This window comes from Roseibium sp. Sym1 (assembly GCF_027359675.1).
Classification (GTDB): Bacteria; Pseudomonadota; Alphaproteobacteria; order Rhizobiales; family Stappiaceae; genus Roseibium.
In genome coordinates, this window is the sequence record NZ_CP114788.1 from 59,705 (window position 1) to 79,170 (window position 19,466).

The following is a 19,466-nucleotide window of genomic DNA, read 5'->3' on the forward strand; positions in this document are numbered from 1 at the left end:
CAGGGTCAAACAGATCCTCTATTGCCTGCCCCTTGCGCTCAATTTCGAACATTCCGCCTGCGAAGGAGGAATGGAGAAGGGGGAGGAAGGGAAGGGAACCGGTCACAGATCGGTCGAACCGGTGACGCTTTCGCTCAACCGCGCCTCTCGCCATCCCGGCCCGTCGTTCTTCGCAGGGCTGTCAGCCCCGCTCGTCCTGCCGGGCAGGGATGCTCGGCCGCAGTTGCACCGGCCCGCACGCTCCGCGGTCCGGGGGATGTCTTCAGGAAGAAGACCAGAAAGGGAGCCGGCGCCGTGCCGGGTCCACATTAATCCCGAAAAGGAGCTTCCCATGCATCTCATGAAGATCGATCCGCGTGCGCTGAAGGACAATCCCGACGATGCCCGCCGATCGAAATCGAGCCCGCAAGCCGATGCCCTGATGCTGGCCACCATCAAGGCCGTCGGCATCATCCAGCCACCGGTGGTCTCTCCCGAAACTGATGGCGGCAACAGCTTCATCATTCAGGCCGGTCACCGCCGTACCAGAGGCGCGATCGCCGCCGAATTCGACGAAATCGAGGTGCTTGTGGACAATGCGGCCGAGGACGGCGGCGCCATGCGCTCCATGGTCGAGAATATCGCCCGCGAACCGCTCAACCCGGTCGACCAGTGGCGAGCTATCGAGCGGCTGGTCGCGCTCGCCTGGAGTGAGGAAGGCATCGCGGCAGCGCTTTCGCTTCCCGTTCGCCAGATCAGGAAACTCCGGCTTCTCGCCAACGTTCTGCCCGCCATGCTCGACCAGATGGCCAGGGGCGACATGCCCGACGAGCGTCAGCTCCGGACGATCGCGGCAGCCTCGCTCGATGAGCAAAAGCAAGTCTGGAAAGCGCACAAGCCGAAGCGAGACGAGACAACCTCCTGGTGGTCGGTCGCCAACGGTCTCTCCAAGACCCGCATGTATGCCCGTGACGCCAGCTTCGATGATGAGCTTGCGCAGGCTTACGGCATCGCCTGGGTGGAGGACCTGTTCGCTCCGGCCGACGAAGACAGCCGCTACACGACTGATGTCGAGGCCTTTCTCGGCGCCCAGCAGGAATGGATGACCAACAATCTGCCGAAGGGCGGCATCATCACCGAAGTCAGCGGCTGGAACGGGCCGGACCTGCCGAAGAAGGCCGAGCGGGTTTATGGAAAGCCAAAAAAATCTGACCATACGGCGATGTATCTCGACCGCGACGGCAAGGTGCAGTCGGTGGTCTACCGGATGCCCGAGCCGAAGGCGGTCACCGGAAAACAGTCGAGTGACAAGACGGAGGAGGGTGGTGCCGCTGCCCTGCCGGCGCAGCGCCCGGACGTTACCCAGAAGGGCCAGGACATGATCGGCGACTTCCGCACCGACGCGCTTCACGAGGCGCTCGGCCGTGCACCGATCGAGGACGACACGCTGATGGCGCTGCTCGTCATCGCCTTTGCCGGCAACAATGTCCGCGTCGATACGGGGACCGGCAATTCCATCTCCTTCCGCAACAGAATAGCACCCCTTGCCGCCTCGCTCGTCGATGAAACCGGCAAGTTGTCTTTCGACATGGATGGGCTCAGGGTCGCGGTGCGATCGGTGTTGGTCGAGGTGCTGTCGTGCCGTCGCAACATGTCGAACAGCGGCATTGTCTCGCGCATCGCCGGCGACGTCGTCGGGGCCGACAGCTTCCTGCCCAATATGGGGACGGAAGATTTCCTCCTCTGCCTCTCCCGGCAGGCGCTTGAGGCGGCTTGCGCGGAAACGTCGGTGCAGCCGCGCAACAAGGTGCGCGAGACCCGTGCCGCCCTCGTCGAGCATTTCAGGGAAGCGAGCTTTGTCCATGCGTCCGCGCTGTTTGCGCCTGACGCGAATGAACTTGCCGACTGGAAGGCACGCAACGAGATCGTCGAAGATCAGGACGAGGACGCGGGCGACATGGAAGCTCCTGCCGATGAGACGGAGGCGGGAGATACCGGCCTCACCACCGTCCCTGAGGCTTTTCTCGAAGCCGCCGAATAACGGTCTTTTTCCTTACCGATGCAGTTCGCGCCGCCGGCATCGTCCGGTGGCGTTTTCGTTTCCAATCAATAGAACAGGAGGACATCGCCTATGTCCGCTCAGTCCATTTTCGATAATATCCCTCTTGGTGCGATCATCCGCTTCTCCGACTGTACGCCCCGTCCGCCCGAACGGCACCGCCGTAAACTTCAGGCGTGGGAGCGCAACAACAACACCGGCCGGCTGGTGAAGAAACAAGCCGGTGTCATTGTTGGCAATACGCCGATCCCGGCCAGCTTTACGCTTCATGTGGGGGATTTCGGCAGCAAGGCTGTCGTGGTGCTCAGGGTCTTTCGAACGTTCTCAGTCATGAGCGCGCTTGACTTCTCGGTCATCGAACGGCCTGCAGCCGGTTCGATCCTCGTGCTTGACCGCCCCGGCGACGCCTGCGAACTGGTTCATGTCGCGGGAGACCGGCAAGCGGCGGATGAATGGCTGTCGCGTCACGGCTATCCCAACGCCGTGCTGCACGAAGTGACCACCGACGAAGTTGCCGCCGATCGCGGCGAGGGGAGGGCAGCATGACCTTCGCTCAGTCAGAACCCGATACGATAGCGCTGCCGGACGTTCAATTTGCCACCAGCGCCGAAGGCATTCCCGTTGCGCGCGTCGGCGATACTGCTTTCGCCATGGTGCCCGGCCGCGTCGAAACTTGCTTTCTGGCCACGGCCTGGTGCGTGCGCCGGCCGCTCGCCGAGCTCGTTCGCAATGATTTTTACGGGCATGGCGGAGAGCTTGCCGGCGAAGAGGCGTTCCGCGCCAAGGTGCTCGAACAGGCCGGGCACGCCCGCGAAAAGCGTGCCCTCGGACGCCGGGAGGTTCGCTGCCACGCGAACACGCCATGGGGACCGTCGCAGGGGGCGACGGTCTTTGGCGAGAGAGTGGTCTGCCATTCGACCGCTGCTCATGGAGGTTTCCATCTCTCCGCCGACCGCAACGCGAAGGTCGACCGGGGTCTTCGCCGGCAAGGCGGCTGGTACGAGGAAGATGCCGAATGGGCGATTGTTGCGCTGACCCTTCCGCACCTCTTCACAAGCTTCGAGCGGCGGAGCGCCGAGCAGACCGTGAAAGACAGCTGGCCGGATGCCTGGGAAGTGATTTTTGGCACCGTGCTCGAACCCGGCCAGTCTCACGAAAAGGATCGGCGCGCGTTTCATGCACGTCATGCTGGCGACTGGATCGTCATCTCCGCCATAAGGGCGGAGCAGCACCACGGTTTTGTGGAGGTCATTGCAACGCCCGGCGGCGCGCGAGGGCCAAAGACTGAGGAACGCCGGTTCCTCGTTCCAGCTGCGGAATACGAGATCGGCCGTTTCGGTTTCGTCGTCGATCCGGCCCGGCACGATGCATACGACGGCCCTTCGAGCTTCATTGGGTGGAGGCCGAGTTCGCCATGACCCGTTTGCTTCTTCTCCGCCGAATGGAAACCGCGCGCCGCCAGACAAAGGCGCATCTGGATCTGATTGAACGCCAGATCGCGGCACGGGCCGAACGCATGACGATCAGCGCCCAGGCCAAGGCCAAGGCCAAGGCAAGATCGCATCCGCGTGGCCGCTCCCGCTGGACACGGTCCGACGACGTCTTGTTTCGGGAGTATCTCGATCAGCTCAGTTTCGAGCGCCGCGGCGAAATCGATGCACTCACCCGAAAGCTGTCCAGGCAGGAGCAGGCGATCGTAGCCGTCAGGGCGAAGGTCACGATTGAGGGGTCTGCTGCCGGACCGGATGCGCAACTCGTATTGTGAGGGAAGGGGCATTTGCGGGGGCACCGGTCATTCCCTTCATGATGGGCGCCGGTGGAATGCCACCCCTGCCGGCCTCCCTTCGGTTCTGGACGCGGCCGTAAACCGGCGGCCGGAGCCTTCAAGGCCGCTAACGCGCCGCGGGGCGGCCACACGCCCCATCCTCGTCAAACCTGTCCCGCGGGACTGCGCCAGGTCTTGAGAAGCCCTGCTGGCCCGCAGGACAGGTTCGCTTGTCTTGGTTCCGCGCGGACCTTGATGCCTCCGTCTTTCCGCCGGGTTCTTTTGCCCGCGCCCGAAGGGAGGGCCGGCAGGGGTCGGCTTAAGCCTTCGGTCCAACGTCGAAGGAAAGGAACTCCCATGTCCAGCAACGCCCGTCCCTCCCGTCAATCCGGCAAGGTCGTCCAGCTCCGCAAGGCTGCGACCCTCGAAATGGTCCGGCACACTTGCCCCGACAGTGCCCAGGCTTCCCTCATCTCTGAAAGCTTCGGTCTTCCCGTCATCGACAGCGACGGCATCCGCGATCTCCATCATCAGATGATCATCGATACATCCGACTCCCTCAATGAAGGCCTCGGCAACCGGGCAATGCAGATCCATCTCCAGCGCATTGTCGGATCCTATGTCGGCTCCGCCCACGGCGCCGGCCAGTTCTATTCAAAGGCAGTGACCGAGGCACGCGATGCGACAGCCAAAGGTGCCAATGACACGCGTGACGAGGACCTCGACGGTCCCGTCGGTTTCGACGGCGCTGCTCAGCGCAAACGCGAGTTCGCCGCTGACATGGGACTTCAGGCCCATGCGCTCCGCTGTGCGGCCGAGGGCGTCGTGGCCGCCTATGAAGACGTTGTCGGCGAGGCCTGGAAACCCTTCCAGCGCCAGGTCGAAAATCCCGGCCAGTCCGTCGACCGGAAAGCGGCTGAATTGCAGATGGCGGCGTTTGGGTGAGCCGTCGGGGCGGGGCTACGGCTCCGCCCGTTCAAGTTCATGCGCCGCGACGCGAATGAAGTCGAACATCACTAAATGTCATCGTTCTTTGGGTTCTCACCGAAAGATTCCGATTTCTACCAAGATTGTCTGTGCGTAAAATTGCAGCGCGCAACTTTGCTTAGCTCCTAAGTGTAGGGTCCTTCAAAGCAGAATTGAACGTTTGTTTCATCTGCAGATGCGCAGGTGTAAATCAAGCTCTAACAGCTGTGTATCTTTGTCCTCCGTCGTGACTTTCTGCCTCGCCCAGAGCACAACGCGCTTTCAGCAGTTCCTGAATATCATCGGCAACTTTTCGCGAATTTGAATATCTTGATGCGAGATCCATCACACTGACAGGCTCTTCGGCGTCCAGCATTAAGTTGCGTATTTCGGCGGCTTGATCCGCCGCTTTTTTGGGGAACGGCCGTTTCTTTCTTTTTTCGCTCGCGACCGCAAGTGTCTGAACTTTGTCCGCCCTGTGCGCCAACGGGCCGAACTTGTCAATTTGATAGTCTGGGCGCAACCACCGTATGAACCCTCGCCGTTCATCTGCCGCACGCGCTGTATTGAGTTCCACCAATCGTCCCAATATTTCCTGATCGCTCAAGGTTTTAGGCCATCCGTAAGCTTGAAACACAAGCTCATCAAGTTCCTCGTGAAGCTCCTTGAGGATCAGGCCTCGCCCCCTCTGGCAGACATCTTCGTCCTTGTTATTTAAACCGCTTGGTGGCAAGTAGAGTTTTTCCAATACATTATATAATCCTGTCAAAGTAAGGTCGGGATACTCTTCTAAAACCTGTTTGCGAGTAGTATCCAATTCTTCGGCAACGAGTCGGATTCTTCGTTTCAGAGCGTCTGGTGTTTCCGGAAATGGGAAGGGATCGAAGCAACGCGATTTCGTATATCGTGGTCGATCCTCAAGTGCGCCACCCTGTTTGGCGGTCCAGAGCCTATGAATACTCGACGAGAGTACGCCAAGATGAAAAGCGTCGCCGGAGCTTATCGCCACCAACATATTGTCAGGCAAGATATCGGCATCCAAAAACTGAAACACCCGATGCTTCGCAGTTTCAACAGTCGCAATGTAACGTGGTAAGTCTTCGAGCGCGGGCCGTAGTTCAGTTCTGGGTTTCCCGAATTCTAACCACTTTTCTAAATAGCTCGCAGCATCTTTCGTCGGAGATTTTAGAAATTGTATTTCTCGCTGGCTCCTTACGGTAATCAAAAGATGCTGGTACACCTCAGGAAACCTATGCCGAACCTCATCCTTGGACAGTCCGAATAGGTCAATTGCCTTTACTCTACGAGGTCGCGACGTCAGATCGCGCCCGTTCCGGTAATCCCGAATATGGTGCTCCAGACCCTCTCTCCGACCGAGGCCCAACTCAATGGCTTTGGTGTCCGAAATAATGAATCCATCTCCATGAAGCTTCACTCCGGGCGAACAAAGGGCAGCGTTAGAGAGAAGGCCCTTCACAGTTGTAACATCCACCCCAACGGTTAGATCCGCATTGATCCTGCCTCTCGTCATCATCATTCCAATCTTGGGGTCGTCCGTCTCTAATCCAGTTTCAGATGTGACTGTGCCAAGCACCCCTTCGTGTTCGCCTGCGGCAGCTACAGTCATGGCGATGCGCACTGCTGCGGCATCCTTACTGGCTTTTGTCCAAGGATGGTCCGGAATGGCCATCACCAGTGATACCGGCTTTTTCGAGTTCAAATGTTGATCGACGACGCGCCGCTGGAAGACTTGAGTGATAGAGTTCGTGGTCACAAGGCCGAAACGGCGAAGTCTCGTTTTCTTTGACGCGAGCAGGCGTGCGCAGGCGTCCCACCAATACATCACGAAGTCTGCGGAATTATTTATCGTGGGATGCGCCTTCCACAAGGCTTCGGCGTAGTCGCCGCCAAGTCGAGCGCGAAGATCTTTACCGCCAATAAACGGCGGATTTCCCACAATAAAGTCAGCATCAAGCCATACGGGAACGCGTGGATTGGCCAAAAGAAATACAGGATCAATAGCACCATCCGCCCCATATTTTTGAACCGGTTTACCGGTCGCGTCCCGTTTGAGCGGACGTTCTGGATAGCCGTCCCAAGTGAGCACGGCGTCTTTTTCTATCACATGATCACTGTCGTGGATGACAGGTTCGGGTGGCGGCCCTTTTCGTGTTTTAAGATGCCACTGAAGATATCCAATCCATAAAACCAGTTCAGCAATTCGCACAGCACGACTGTTTATCTCCATCCCGAGAAACTGTTCGGGCATAACCGAGATTTCTCGAAATCGTTTGACCGAATTCTCCCCGCCGAGATCTTCCAGCACCGTGAGAACATCGCCCTCAAGCTGCTTCATTTGCATGAGCGCGACATACAAGAAATTACCAGTACCACAGGCTGGATCAAGGATCCTGATACTTGCGAGTTTTCGCAAGAAGGCTAAGATTTCATTGATCGCATTGGCCTTTGAACCCGCTCGCAATTCCTTGGCGGCAACTGTCTTGACGTCAGACCAGTCTTCCTGAAGCGGTTCCAAAATAGTCGCGTTCACCAAGCGTTCGACGTGAGGGCGCGGCGTGTAGTGTGCCCCAAGCCGTTTTCGCTCCGCTGGGTCAAGTGCCTTTTCGAACAGCGAACCAAAAATCGCTGGCTCCAGATCCCGCCAATCTGCTTGCGCAGCCTGACGAAGCAGAGAGATTTCGTTCTCCTCTAGACGGAGTGCAGAAGCATTTTTGAAGAGCTTTCCATTGAACCGAAGGATTTGTTCGCCGATCACCGGCGAGTATTCACCCTTGTCCATGGTTTGCCACAGGTGCTCCATATCGGGCGCAAACCGTTTAGGATTTTCGACACACGCATCAAGGATTTTTGTGAAACCATCGTGCGGGATCAATCCGACATCTTCTACAAACATCGTGAACAGGCAGCGCATCAGGAAATGCGCCACTTCACTGGCTTCATGCCCCCTGTCCTCTAGCGCTTTGGACACATCAGCCAGCCTGGCGGCAATTTCTCGTGTCACCTTGGCGCTTTGCTTGGCAGGGTCCAATTTGTGTGGGTCGCACCAAATCATGGCCAACCGTTGTCGTATGGCAGGGATTCTCAGGTCTTCAAGATGAATGCGGAAGGCGTTTGAATCTGGAAAAGGACTATAATGCCGTCCTGTTTCGGAAAAGTCGGCGAACACTTCGATGAGCCGCCCTACATCACAAGTCAGAATGAATGGAGGATACGGATGATCATCAGGTAGCTTGCGCGCATATGCCTCCGCTTGCTTGCGTGCGCTGGTCATGACAACGTCCCAACCATGTGCGGTTTGAGAGCTCGCAGCATTCTCAATTTGAAACAGGTCACCCTGGCCCGGTGTGTTGGCGGCTACCTCTCGAATACGCGTCTGTTTGGCTTCCAGAATAAAACAACCACGTTTGTAAAGATCAATGCGACCCCGTTTGAATGACTCGTCAAACGATTGACTTTTAACTGTGCGTTCAAACACATAGTCGTTGTTTTCGTGCGCGGCTGACGCTGGCTCGGGCCTGGCGACCTCGAGTACATCACACAGCTCTGACAGAAACAGTGCGTAGTTCGCACGTTCCTGACCGCCTTCGCTACCTGACCATCTGTCAATGAACCTATCGACGTCTCCGGAATATTGATGCCCCGCCAAGTGCTTACTCCCAAAAACTCTCTCAGCGAAAGAAAATAGATTGCATTAAAATCCTTTACCTATCAATAAGAGTGGGGTCGCTTATTTAACAACAAAAAATTGCTCAATCGCCCAATGTCACGCACAATTCTTTACGTCAGGAATGAGACCTAAACGCGCTGCTTTAACTAGCAGAGGTAGGGAACGTCTGGTCTTGGATACCTGCAACTCAGTTCATCGTAGACGGTACTAATCAACGACAAAAGTGTCGGTTGATCAATCTTTCCGAACTCTGCGGCAATAGAGCGTACACACCCCTGGTGCTTCATATAAAGCAATCCAATCCCGCTCTTTGAGAGATGGCATTCCTGGTACGGCGCGGACTTCCACGATCAACCCGTAAAGGGTCCGCTAGCGAGCTGCGGCCGCTTGGCTTTGGCCTGCGCGGTGATCGCGTCCGCTAAGCCGCACACTGACGGAGCCATCAAGAGCGGGAATTGGCCCGCTCCAACGATGGAGCCCTCAAATGCAGCACGATCTTTCCCTCGCCCAGAAGCACGCCTGGAACCTCGCCCGCACCCTCATGACTCCGATCGTCCTCTTTAAATCCGGCGGTGAATACGGCGTCCTACCGGCAGACGAGATCGAAGACGCCGATGTCGAAGTGGTCTTCGAGTACGACCCCTACAGCGGTGGCTACTCCGTCCACTGACGACCCAACTTATTCTTGATGGCGGCGCCTGGCGCCGCTTTTTCCGCTGCGCGGCAGCACCGACCGCGGCCCGTCCCGGGAAAGTCCGGGCGGAGCCGGCAGCAGCTGCAACGGCGTTGCCGTCCTCCTCTGCGTTCCGGCCCTTCACCACCCCGCCGCGCTATGCGCAATGGGACCCCTGCTCGGGTGCAGCTCCTGCCTTCAGCTCCGCCATTTCGGACCCCGTGACGGACCGCGATCGGCGTGGTCCTGAATTCAGGAGGTTTGGAAATGAAAAGGAAAGAGAAAAGTCCGCGCGTCGACATCTACGGGCGGATCACGGACAAAATCGTTGCAGATCTTGAGAAGGGAGCCCGCCCCTGGATAAAACCCTGGAGCGCGGGAAGGCTCAATGGCCGGATCACACGGCCGCTCAGACACACAGGCGAGCCATACACGGGCATCAACGTTCTGCTGCTCTGGTCGGAGAGCCTGGCCCGCGGCTTTGAAGCACCGCTCTGGATGACTTACCGGCAGGCCAGCCAGATCGGCGCGCAGGTCCGTAAGGGCGAGACCGGCGCAACCGTCGTCTATGCCAGCCGCTTCACCAAGACCGAAACGGATTCCCGCGGCGATGAGGTCGAACGCGATATCCCGTTTCTGAAGACGTACACGGTCTTCAACTGCGACCAGATCGACGGGCTTCCGGACCACTATTACCACCGGCCCGACAAGGTCATCGATCCGGTCGAACGGATCGAGTACGCGGACCGGTTCTTCGCCAACACCGGTGCGATCATCCGCCACGGCGGATCGAAAGCCTTCTACGCGCCGGCAAGCGATCACATCCAGATGCCGCCCTTCGAGACGTTTCGGGACGCTGCATCCTACGTCGCTGTCCTCAGCCACGAGCATGTCCACTGGACTGCACCAGAAAGCAGGGTCGGACGCGACCTGTCACGTTACCACAAGGACCGCACCGAACGTGCACGCGAAGAGCTCGTGGCCGAACTCGGAAGCTGTTTTCTCTGCGCCGATCTCGGCATCGCGCCGGAGCTCGAGCCCCGGCCGGATCACGCCAGCTACCTTCAGTCCTGGCTCAATGTCCTCAAGGGTGACAAGCGGGCGATTTTTCAGGCGGCGGCCCATGCACAGCGCGCGGTGACCTATCTGCACGCTCTTCAGCCCACACAGGTCAGCGAAGACCGGCAGGCGGCCTGATACTTTCCCTAACTGATGCCACCGCGGAGGGCAATCAGCCCTCCGTCATGCACCTGCGCGTACTTTCGCCAGGTGCCGGCGTACAATCGACGACGCTTTCCATGATGATGGCGGCACAGCGCAGTCGGGCCAGTGTCCTCGACTTGGTCCAGGGCAGCAGGAGATCACTGCACCACCATTCGACTGAAACGGCACAGGAAAAGCGAGAGCCCGTGTCAGAAGCATTGATGCAATATGCACCGGTTCCCCTTTCCGTCGCCAGCTTTTGCCACCCCGACCTGCCGCTGGACGTACGCGGACAAAGCAGGGATTGCCGGTCTGTTCGGAGCTTAAAGATCGACAATTCCCCGGACTGGCATCAACGCCAATAACGCACGCTCATTCTCGTCTCGTGCGCCGCCGTGGATCGGTGGATCGGATACGACGTTTGCAGGTCTTCATTTCCTTAAAATGTCACATACGCGCCGCCCAAAGCGGTCTCGATTGAGGCATGTCTGACCGGGACCCGGCTTCGCCTCGCTCGGCTTGACGCAACGGCGGCTAGATACTTTCTTCCCCTTCGAACTGGCGTTCGAATTCCTCGCGGGTAGCCAAGAAAGTGTCTTTCCGCCGTCCTCCATTTCATTTCGGTTCCGCTGGAATGCGCGCCGATCGTTCCCGGTCTCTTCGACAGCCATCGAGGCCGCGATGGTCGTGGCCCGAAACATCGAAGGAATGAAGACAATGGCAAACATCGGCACATTCACCACCACGAAGAACGGCTTCACCGGTCAGATCAAGACGCTGGCCCTCAACGTCAAGGCCCGCCTCGAGCGCGTCGAAAACCCTTCCGAAAACGGCCCGCAGTTCCGCATCTACTCCGGTTCGGTCGAACTCGGAGCCGGATGGCAGAAGCAGGCGAAAGACACCGAGCGCGACTACATCTCGGTCAAGCTGGACGACCCGAGCTTCCCCGCTCCGATCTACGCCACCCTCATCGAGGTGGAAGGTCAGGAAGGCCTGCAGCTCATCTGGTCCCGCCCGAACGGCAACCGCGACTAAGCGACCAGCACGAGGGCCTCGCCACAAGCGGGCCCTCGATCGCCATTACCCGAGCACAGCGCATCTGTCACCTGATCGGTGCAGACGTTATTCGGCGCCGGCGATTGTCTCCCGATATCCCCGCCGCTTCTTGGTCCGCTCTATCCGCACCAGGGCATTGGTGGCATCGGCCGGGCAGTCAAATGTCTCCATCATCGTCTGTCCCCGGGTTCCGATACGCCCCCAATCGCGAATGAGCGAAGCGCCGCCAAACAGCGTGGGCTGCACGGTGAGACAATAGAACCGCCGCATGTTCCGGGCCGGGTCGATGCGGCGAAGATGGATGGGCGCGAGCTTTTGTGAGGGCATGGGAAGAGTCTCTCTGACGATGCTGGCTCCGTCCAATGAGTTATATGAATCGATGACCCTCAATCGATTCATACCATTCATGCGTGTTTCCCTTTTCGAATGCTGACAAGGCTGTCGCGCTTCGAACGCGGCAGCCTTCTTTTCTAGCCGAAACCGGGTGAGGCCTGGTCTGCTCAGATCGCCCGAGTGTAGTGCGGCGGCAAGTCTGCCCCAAGGACGCACGGTCCCCCCAATTTTCCGGCTACGCCAGAAAATCGGCACCCCCGCGCGCCGCCGCCGGCGGTCGCTTGCGCGATCCCTGACCCAGCCTCACCGCCACACCTTCGGGCGTCATCTTTCAAAGACAATCAAGAGGAGATGACGATGCACCTTGAAATCCAGATTGAAGAACTTCGCGCAGAGCTTCGCAACGCTGTCGATGCCGGCGAGCGCTGCCAGATAACGGCAGAGCTGGAGATGCTGAGAGCAGAGCTTGCGGTCATTGCGTCGGATCAGGACAAAACAATCGAAAGCGTGCCGCCCTTATAAGGCGGCCGTTTCTCGTCTTCGCGATGGAAAGCCTTGGCCCGGATCGACCGGACCAAGGCTTGTTTGACGACCGGCAGATTGCCTCCTCGGTTTTAGAATTGTCATTCCCGGTGAAAACGGTTCTCACGGACGTCCGCATTCGAGCGACTAATTGCCGGTGTCAACTCCAAGCTCGTTCTTGTCTGTTTGCCTTTCGTGTAATACATATTGGTACTAAAGAATGCCTCAGAAATAGGAGAGCACCAATGGCCCGGAACACGTCCGTAACGCTTGGGGATCATTTCACCGGGTTTATCAGCGATCAGGTGCAGACAGGCCGCTACGGCTCCGCCAGCGACGTCGTGCGGGCGGGGTTGCGGCTACTGGAGGAACATGAGGCGAAGGTAAAGGCGCTGCAGGATGCGTTGATTGCCGGGGAACGCTCGGGCGAACCCCAGCCTTTTGATTTCGATGAATTCAAGGCACGCAAACGTGCAGAGTATGAGAGCCGATGAAGGTTCTTGTCTTCTCTCCCGCAGCAAAAATGGACCTTGAGCACATTTGGGATCACAGCGTTGAGATTTGGGGTCTGGATCAAGCAGATCGCTACCTTGACGAGATAAGGGACGCCTGCTTTGGTCTGGCTTCCGGTGACCGGCGAGGCAGGCCGGTAGATGTGCGTGCCGGGTATCTGAAGTATGCTACGGGAGTGCACATGGTCTATTTCCGTGATCACGTTGACCGGTTGGAGGTCATCCGCATATTGCACCAGAGGCAGGACGTGAGCCGGAATCTACCGACATAGCAATTGGCGTGGACCAGGAGGGTTCCCGCATCCTTACCGTCGCTCTGTTCCGAACCGCGACGCCGTCACTTTTTCAGTCATCTCCTTCCTTCGAAAGAACATCGCCCGGCCACACCGCAGCGGCTCATTCCCGCTGGTGAAAACAATCTGCTCATCGGACCGCATCTGCAGAACTTCATGCGGCTGAATGAGAGGACGCTGAGAGAGCTGCCGGGAGCGGTTTCGCGAAACTTGCCCGCCGCGTGAGGAGCGGCTGACCTGTTCGACCTCGATTGTCGTCATGCCACAGCGCTCAGAAATATACCGCGCGGTGTCCGGATCGTTGACCGCGGCGAAGGAGACCCAGGAAGCGGATTCAAACCACTTGGATGTGGCGTCGCGGCCGCCGAAGGCCTCCCGCATCTGGCCGAGCGACTGGAACAGCATCAGAAGCGAGATCCCATATTTGCGGCCGGCATCACGAGCTGTTTCGATGATGCGCATGTAGCCGAGCCGCGCGGCCTCATCGAGAAGAAACAAGACCCGGCCGTTGATGTCTCCGTCGCGGTTGTAAACGGCTTTGAGAAACGCACCGATGATCACCCGGGCCATGCCGGGATGATTTTCCAGGGTGGAAAGATCGATGTTGAGGAAGATTGTTGTCCGGCCGTTGGCGATGATGTCGGTTTTGAAGGTATTGCCGGAGACGAGCGCGGCATAGGTCTCATAGGAGAGCCAGTGGGTTTCCTTGGCGGCGGTCGCATAGACGCCGGAGAAGGTTTGCGGCGTCATGTTGATGAAGGGGCCGACGAGTTCTTTCACGAACTCGTTCGGCGCCGTATCGTGAATGTCCGCCAGGAACTCCTTCAGGTTCTCTTCCGGTTTGGTGAGAATGCTGCGCACCGTGCGCAGCGACCGTTTGCCGGAGGTATTCTCCAGGTCGGAAAAGACGACATGGGCGATCACGCTGGTGATCAGCTGTTCCGCATTGGTGCGGAAGAAGTCGTCCGCTCCGGAGGCGATGCTCGGCTTCTCCGACATGAGCCAGGCCGCAACCGTTGCCATGTCCTCTTCCATCGAGGAGCCGAATTGACCGATCCAGTCGAGGACATTGAACCCGACTTGTCGGTTTTTCGGATCGAGACATATGACCTTCTGGCCCATCGCGTTGCGGCTGCCTGCCACCATCGGTGCAATTTCGGTCGACGGATCAAGAACAATCATTGAACCCGGATATTGGAGGCAGGTGGGAATGACCACGGATGTCGTTTTGTATCCTCCAGAGCCGGCGAAGACGATGCCATGTGTGGATCCAAAGCCCTGGTCGAAAGCGACGAGGGGCGCCTTGCCGCCCTTGCCCCAGGTGTTGTTGTGGCGCGGATCGAAATTGATTTCCGATACGCTGTCCTGATCGACGCGATAGCGTTCTCCGATGACGATACCTCCGTTCTCTGCAAACATCTTCGCGGCGGTCTTACCGTCCATCCAATCGCTTTCGCCGTGGATGCTTCTGCGGCCGGAAACCCGTTTCGGCCGGTTGTCGCCGAAGGCACTGTTGCCCTTCAAGCCTACTTTCAAACCGAACAGACCGACAAAGAGCGCTCCGACCGCACCACCGATCGAATAGAGATCGGCGTACTGCAGAACCGACCCAGGCTGTACTTGCGCCGCGAAAGCATTGAGCCGTAGCGCCTCCCGTAGCGCAGCAATAGCAAAAACCATCAGGCCGCCGGTCAGCACACCGAAGCCAGCCCATTTGATGTCGAGACTGCCGCGCGCTGAGAAGAGAACGATGAGGCCCAGCCCGGCAGAGACAAGAAAGGGAAGGGTAAGCCCGGTCCGGCCGAGCAACAGATAGGCTTTCTGCGTCGTGGCGAAAGAAGCCAGCCTGGTTTCAATTCCGGTGAGGCCCCATTGCGCTATCAGCATCAAGGCTATCGGGATCAGGAACAGCAGCGCCCTTTTGAGTGTCATTCTTGAATGCAGCCTTTCCGATCGCGCGCCATCTGTCGCGCTCATTCATGTCGCCAAGGCGCTTCGATGCATCCATGAGAATGCCGAGAAGGATGGCCTTGTCTGTCTCGCGAAGCCCGGCTTTGACGATGAGACCGCCGAGCTGGATTTTTTCGCGTGCGTCTTTCTTGCGGTCCAGCAATCGTGTTCGCCTTATCCGGTTTTCTAGACTTCTGAATTGCCCTTCAATTCTGCGGAGCTGCAGCGTGAGCTTGTGAAGCGGCCGGCTTTTGAAATCGGGCGGCGAGGTCGTTCAAGGCTTTGGCGAGTTCAGACTCATCAATGTCGAGTTCGGCGAGGCCGCTCTCCATGACGAGCTTGGCGACGCGCTCGGACTGCTTTTTGAGCACCTGCCTTTTCTTCTGCTGGAGCTTGGCAATCTGAGCTTCGATGTCGTCGATCTGCTCGGATGCGGTTTTGGAAGTGCGCGGAGCCATCAGATTTTCCTTGATTTTAAATGGGTTGTTTAAAGGGAGAGGGCTCGCTCATAGCGTGTCATATTCCTCAAGTCGAGCTTGGTTGCAAAACTTGTCGTGGATACAACCAAGAAGGAGTCCGCTTCGAAAAAAGCGGAGCGGCCTCGCGGCAAGCTGAAGCGCTCCCTGAAGATCCGGTTTTCCAGCCCGTGAGGGCCGCAGTCCGGTTTTGAAGAAAACCGGACGGAGCAGGCGAAGGCTTGAACGCGCTCCCCATAAAGCGCTGAAGAGAAAGCCGAAGCCTGTGGTAAATCGGATCTGGGCGGTGGCGGACTTGCCACATCACCCGCACGGCAGACCGGCAGAGAACGGAGTTTTTCTGAAGCCAGGGCGGCGCTTCCAGCGTCCTATCGCCGCAAACGGCGATAGCTCTCAAGCGGAAACGATTTTCAATCGTTGAGTGCAAGAGCGCACTTATAGGATTGCATCTGCAATCCCGTGATGGTATGAGAGTTGAATTGCAACCAATGGGCTGCAATCCCCGCCTTCGCCGTTCTGGCGCTTTGTCTCTCCGCTGTCCTCTTCGATCGTCCCCGCCAGCCTCTTCACATCCGGAATCCCTGCCCTCGATGGCCATCTACCATTTCCATGTCCAGGTGATTTCCAGGAGCGCGGGCCGGTCGAGTGTTGCGGCGGCCGCTTACCGGCATCGCGCCCAAATGACGGTGTCGAACGACTCCGATCACATGACATTCGACTATGCGCACAAGGACGGCGATCTGGTGCATGAAGAACTGGCGCTGCCTGATCAGACGCCGGAATGGTTCCGGACGCTGATCGACGGTCGGAGTGTAGCGGGTGCCAGTGAAGCGCTCTGGAATGCGGTTGAGGCGCATGAGACGCGCGTCAACGCACAGCTTGCCCGTGAGATTGTCTTGGCGCTGCCGTCTGAACTCAGCCGCCCGGAGAACGTTGCCCTGGTGCAGGGCTATGTTGGGCAAGCCTTCACATCGCGGGGCATGATCGCGGACTGGGTCTATCACGACAAGGAAAACAATCCTCATGTCCATGTCATGTTGACGATGGCGCCGCTCACCGAGAAGGGCTTCGGGTCGAAGTGGGAAACGCTTCTCGACGAGAATGGCGAGCCGGTTCGGAAAGGCAGCCAGAAGAATGGAAAGATCCAATATCGAGCCTGGGCGGGCGACAAGGAAACGCTGAAACAGTGGCGTGAGCTTTGGGCCGTTCATGCGAACAAGAGCCTGGAACAAGCCGGGCACGATGCGCGGATTGATCATCGCAGTTTTGAGGCCCAGGGGATCGAACTGCTGCCGACATCGAAGATCGGTGTGCAGGCGCGTAACATTGTTAGCCAGGCAAAAGCGCAAGGGCGTGATGCCGGTCTGGAACGCTCGTCATGGCATGCGGAAAGCCGGCTTGAGAATGTCAGGCGGATCACGCGCCGGCCGGAAATCGTCATTGACGCAATCACGCGCGAGAAGAGCGTTTTCGATGAACGAGACATTGCCAAATACCTTCACCGCTACGTGGACGATGAGGCTAAATTCCATGACCTGCTTGCACGCGTTCTGAATTCTCCAAACCTTGTGAAGCTTGCGGTCGAAGCGGTTGATCCGGAAACCGGCGAAATGGAACCGGCGAAGTTTACCAGCCGGGAGATGATGCGGCTTGAGGCAGAGATGGCGCGGCGGGCGGATCATCTTGTGTCCGTTTCCTCGCATGGCGTGGATGCGCGTTTGCGTGATGGTGTGCTTGTCAGTGTCAAAAAACTTTCCGATGAGCAGCGTGTTGCGATCGAGCGCATCACGGGTGACGAGCGCATGGCGTCGGTCGTCGGCCGGGCTGGGGCGGGCAAGACCACGATGATGAAAGCCGCGCGTCAGGTATGGGAGGCAAACGGCTATCAGGTTTTTGGTGCCGCGCTTGCAGGCAAGGCTGCCGAGGGACTGGAGAAGGAAGCCGGGATCGCATCGCGCACTTTGGCATCCTGGCAATTGTCCTGGGGACGTGGCGAGCGGCTCCCTGACAAAAGGTCCGTGTTCGTGATCGATGAAGCCGGCATGGTCGATAGCCGACAGATGAGCGTCTTTGTCGAAACGATCGCGAAGGCGGGAGCCAAACTCGTTCTGATCGGAGACGCGGAACAGCTGCAGCCGATTGAAGCGGGCGCTGCCTTCCGGTCGTTGACCGATCGAACCGGATACGCGGAACTCGGCACGATCTACCGGCAACGTGAACAATGGATGCGCGATGCGTCGATGGATCTAGCACGCGGCAATGTCGCGAACGCGATCCATGCCTATCGGGCAAACGGTCATGTCGTCAGCATGCCGCTCAAGGATCAGGTTTTTGGGAAGCTGATCGACGACTGGTCGCGCGACTACGATCCGTCGAAGTCGATGCTGATGCTGGCGCATTTGCGGGAAGATGTGCACCGGCTCAACCGGATGGCGCGGCAAGTGCTGATTGACCGCGGCGTGATCGAGACTGGCAGAAGGTTCCGCACGGAGGAGGGTGAGCGGTTCTTTGCCGCCGGCGACCAGATTGTCTTCCTGAAGAACGACCGGGAGCTGAACGTCAAGAACGGGATGATCGGCCGCGTGGTCGAAGCAGGCGAGGGGCGCATCCTCGCTGAGATTGGGGATATCGGTTCGAACCAGACCCGGCGTGTAGAGGTCAGTCAGAAGACCTATCGCAATGTCGATCATGGCTACGCGACAACGATCCACAAATCGCAAGGCGCCACCGTCGACAAGGTGAAGGTGCTGGCAACGCTCTCCCTCGACCGGCATCTGACCTATGTGGCGATGACCAGGCACCGGGAGGACGTGAAGCTCTATCACGGCGCGTTGTCCTTCGCGAAGAATGGCGGATTGATAGAAGTGCTTTCCAGGAAGGGCGCGAAAGATACGACGCTCGATTATGCCGGCTCGGAACTCTATGCCCAGGCACTCAGCTACGCCAATAGCCGGGGGCTCTATGGGCTTCGGGTTGCCAAGGCCATGGTCCAGAACCAGCGCCGCTGGTTTGCCGAGCAGAAGGCCAAACTCTCGGAGCTCGGTGAGCGGCTATTGTCCCTCGGTGAAAAGCTGGGGATTGGCTTGAACGGTTTTGAGCGAAGTCTTGCAGGGGAGACGAATACCGTCCAAATACAATCGCGCGAACATCCTGCCACAACACAACCCTGGATCGCGGGTGTGACGATGTGGGCCATGTCCATCTCTGACACTGTGGAGGCCAAGTTGCAGTCGGATGCCACGTTGACAACTCATTGGATCGAAGTCCAGAACCGCGCCCGGCTTGTATTCGAGCGGCCGGAAGAGGCCGTCAAGGCGATGCGGATCGAGGACATCGTGACGTTGAGTGGCGAAGCGCAAACCACGGCTCGCGACAGGCTCGCGGAAGCGCTGGCCAATGCGCCCGAGCAGTTCGGTGCGCTGCGCGGCAAGGCGGGCATGCTGGCGGGCAAGACTACCCGCGAAATCCGCGAGCAGGCGCTGACCAACGTTCCGCAGCTCAGCGATGATGTGAAAACCTATATCCGTCTGAGGGCCGAGATCGTAACTTCAAGTACCGTGGAACTGGAGCGCGAACGCGATCTGTCGCGTGTCGATATTCCAGCGCTGTCACCCGCGGCCGAGACGGTCTTGTCGCGGATCCGTGATGCCATCGACCGGAACGATCTAAGTAGCGGCCTGTCTTTCCTTCTGGCGGACAAAATGGTTGAAGCGGAACTCGGTGAAGTTGCCGCAAAGTTGGACCGGCGGTTCGGAGAGCGCGCATTCGTGGCAGGAATGAAACCCGAAGGACCTGCCTTTGAGAAGGCGGCTGCCCGGGTTGCCGATGAAAACCGGGCCAGGTTTGCGGAGGCATGGCCGAAGTTCAATGCCATCCAGAAAATCAACGCCAAAAGGCTTTCTCACGAGCAAGCTCAGGCACAAGCCCTGAAACAGAATGTTTCCAAAGATCAGGGCATGACCCGGTGATAAACGAGGTGAGGCGGAAGGAC

At 58.4% G+C, this 19,466-nt stretch carries 17 protein-coding genes; 12 read left to right on the forward strand and 5 right to left on the reverse strand.

Features of this window, described 5'->3' with window-relative positions; translation table 11 throughout:
- Positions 1–331 precede the first annotated feature (331 nt).
- From O6760_RS31845 to O6760_RS31865, 5 genes are all read left to right on the forward strand, one after another.
- On the forward strand, positions 332–2,020 hold the full coding sequence (locus O6760_RS31845; protein WP_269586474.1) for a ParB/RepB/Spo0J family partition protein: 1,689 nt from the start codon (positions 332–334) through the stop codon (positions 2,018–2,020).
- A gap of 90 nt (positions 2,021–2,110) precedes the next feature.
- Positions 2,111–2,584: a hypothetical protein gene (locus O6760_RS31850; protein ID WP_075282918.1), complete on the forward strand. Its 474-nt coding sequence runs from the start codon at positions 2,111–2,113 to the stop codon at positions 2,582–2,584.
- Positions 2,581–3,456 (forward strand): DUF7007 domain-containing protein, encoded by an 876-nt coding sequence (locus tag O6760_RS31855; protein ID WP_075282919.1) that lies wholly within the window; start codon positions 2,581–2,583, stop codon positions 3,454–3,456. Before O6760_RS31850 ends, O6760_RS31855 begins: the two co-directional genes overlap by 4 nt.
- Positions 3,453–3,803, forward strand: coding sequence for a hypothetical protein (locus O6760_RS31860; protein WP_075282920.1), 351 nt, complete (start codon positions 3,453–3,455; stop codon positions 3,801–3,803). The genes O6760_RS31855 and O6760_RS31860 overlap by 4 nt, the downstream gene beginning before the upstream one ends.
- A gap of 357 nt (positions 3,804–4,160) precedes the next feature.
- Entirely contained in the window at positions 4,161–4,748 is a 588-nt protein-coding gene (locus O6760_RS31865) for a hypothetical protein (protein ID WP_075282921.1), read from the forward strand.
- A gap of 232 nt (positions 4,749–4,980) precedes the next feature.
- Here the strand turns inward: O6760_RS31865 and O6760_RS31870 are convergent, their stop codons facing one another.
- Entirely contained in the window at positions 4,981–8,436 is a 3,456-nt protein-coding gene (locus O6760_RS31870; RefSeq protein WP_075282922.1) for a class I SAM-dependent DNA methyltransferase, read from the reverse strand.
- Positions 8,437–8,941: 505 nt separating this feature from the next.
- Here O6760_RS31870 and O6760_RS31875 point away from each other — a divergent pair.
- From O6760_RS31875 to O6760_RS31885, 3 genes are all read left to right on the forward strand, one after another.
- Entirely contained in the window at positions 8,942–9,127 is a 186-nt protein-coding gene (locus tag O6760_RS31875; RefSeq protein ID WP_269586475.1) for a hypothetical protein, read from the forward strand.
- Positions 9,128–9,397: 270 nt separating this feature from the next.
- Positions 9,398–10,327: an ArdC family protein gene (locus O6760_RS31880; RefSeq protein WP_269586476.1), complete on the forward strand. Its 930-nt coding sequence runs from the start codon at positions 9,398–9,400 to the stop codon at positions 10,325–10,327.
- 723 nt (positions 10,328–11,050) lie between these two features.
- Entirely contained in the window at positions 11,051–11,368 is a 318-nt protein-coding gene (locus O6760_RS31885; RefSeq protein ID WP_075282947.1) for a DUF736 domain-containing protein, read from the forward strand.
- An 87-nt stretch (positions 11,369–11,455) separates the two neighbouring features.
- Here the strand turns inward: O6760_RS31885 and O6760_RS31890 are convergent, their stop codons facing one another.
- A complete protein-coding gene (locus O6760_RS31890) occupies positions 11,456–11,716 on the reverse strand; it encodes a WGR domain-containing protein (RefSeq protein WP_269586477.1) in 261 nt (86 codons plus the stop codon).
- 363 nt (positions 11,717–12,079) lie between these two features.
- Between O6760_RS31890 and O6760_RS31895 the strand changes: the two genes are divergently transcribed.
- The 3 genes from O6760_RS31895 to O6760_RS31905 all read left to right on the forward strand — a co-directional run bounded on the left by O6760_RS31895 (position 12,080) and on the right by O6760_RS31905 (position 13,028).
- Positions 12,080–12,244 (forward strand): hypothetical protein, encoded by a 165-nt coding sequence (locus O6760_RS31895; RefSeq protein ID WP_168693765.1) that lies wholly within the window; start codon positions 12,080–12,082, stop codon positions 12,242–12,244.
- Between the two features lie 245 nt (positions 12,245–12,489).
- Entirely contained in the window at positions 12,490–12,738 is a 249-nt protein-coding gene (locus O6760_RS31900) for a type II toxin-antitoxin system ParD family antitoxin (RefSeq protein WP_075282925.1), read from the forward strand.
- A complete protein-coding gene (locus O6760_RS31905; protein WP_075282926.1) occupies positions 12,735–13,028 on the forward strand; it encodes a type II toxin-antitoxin system RelE/ParE family toxin in 294 nt (97 codons plus the stop codon). Before O6760_RS31900 ends, O6760_RS31905 begins: the two co-directional genes overlap by 4 nt.
- A 33-nt stretch (positions 13,029–13,061) precedes the next feature.
- On the opposite strand, the gene traG is transcribed toward O6760_RS31905, so the two are convergent.
- Genes traG through O6760_RS31920 form a run of 3 tightly spaced genes read right to left on the reverse strand, consistent with a single transcriptional unit; the run spans position 13,062 to position 15,457 of the window.
- Complete coding sequence (traG, locus tag O6760_RS31910) at positions 13,062–14,981, reverse strand: Ti-type conjugative transfer system protein TraG (protein ID WP_269586478.1); 1,920 nt, start codon at positions 14,979–14,981, stop codon at positions 13,062–13,064.
- Positions 14,902–15,162 carry a conjugal transfer protein TraD gene (gene traD, locus O6760_RS31915; protein ID WP_332306235.1) on the reverse strand — a complete coding sequence of 87 codons (261 nt, stop codon included), beginning with the start codon at positions 15,160–15,162 and terminating at the stop codon, positions 14,902–14,904. Before traD ends, traG begins: the two co-directional genes overlap by 80 nt.
- 43 nt (positions 15,163–15,205) lie before the next feature.
- Complete coding sequence (locus O6760_RS31920; RefSeq protein ID WP_168693775.1) at positions 15,206–15,457, reverse strand: TraC family protein; 252 nt, start codon at positions 15,455–15,457, stop codon at positions 15,206–15,208.
- A gap of 608 nt (positions 15,458–16,065) precedes the next feature.
- On the opposite strand from O6760_RS31920, the gene traA reads away from it, so the two are divergent.
- The gene (gene traA / locus O6760_RS31925) at positions 16,066–19,443 is read left to right on the forward strand and encodes a Ti-type conjugative transfer relaxase TraA (protein WP_269586479.1); all 3,378 of its coding nucleotides are present in this window, start codon (positions 16,066–16,068) and stop codon (positions 19,441–19,443) included.
- Positions 19,444–19,466: the final 23 nt, after the last annotated feature.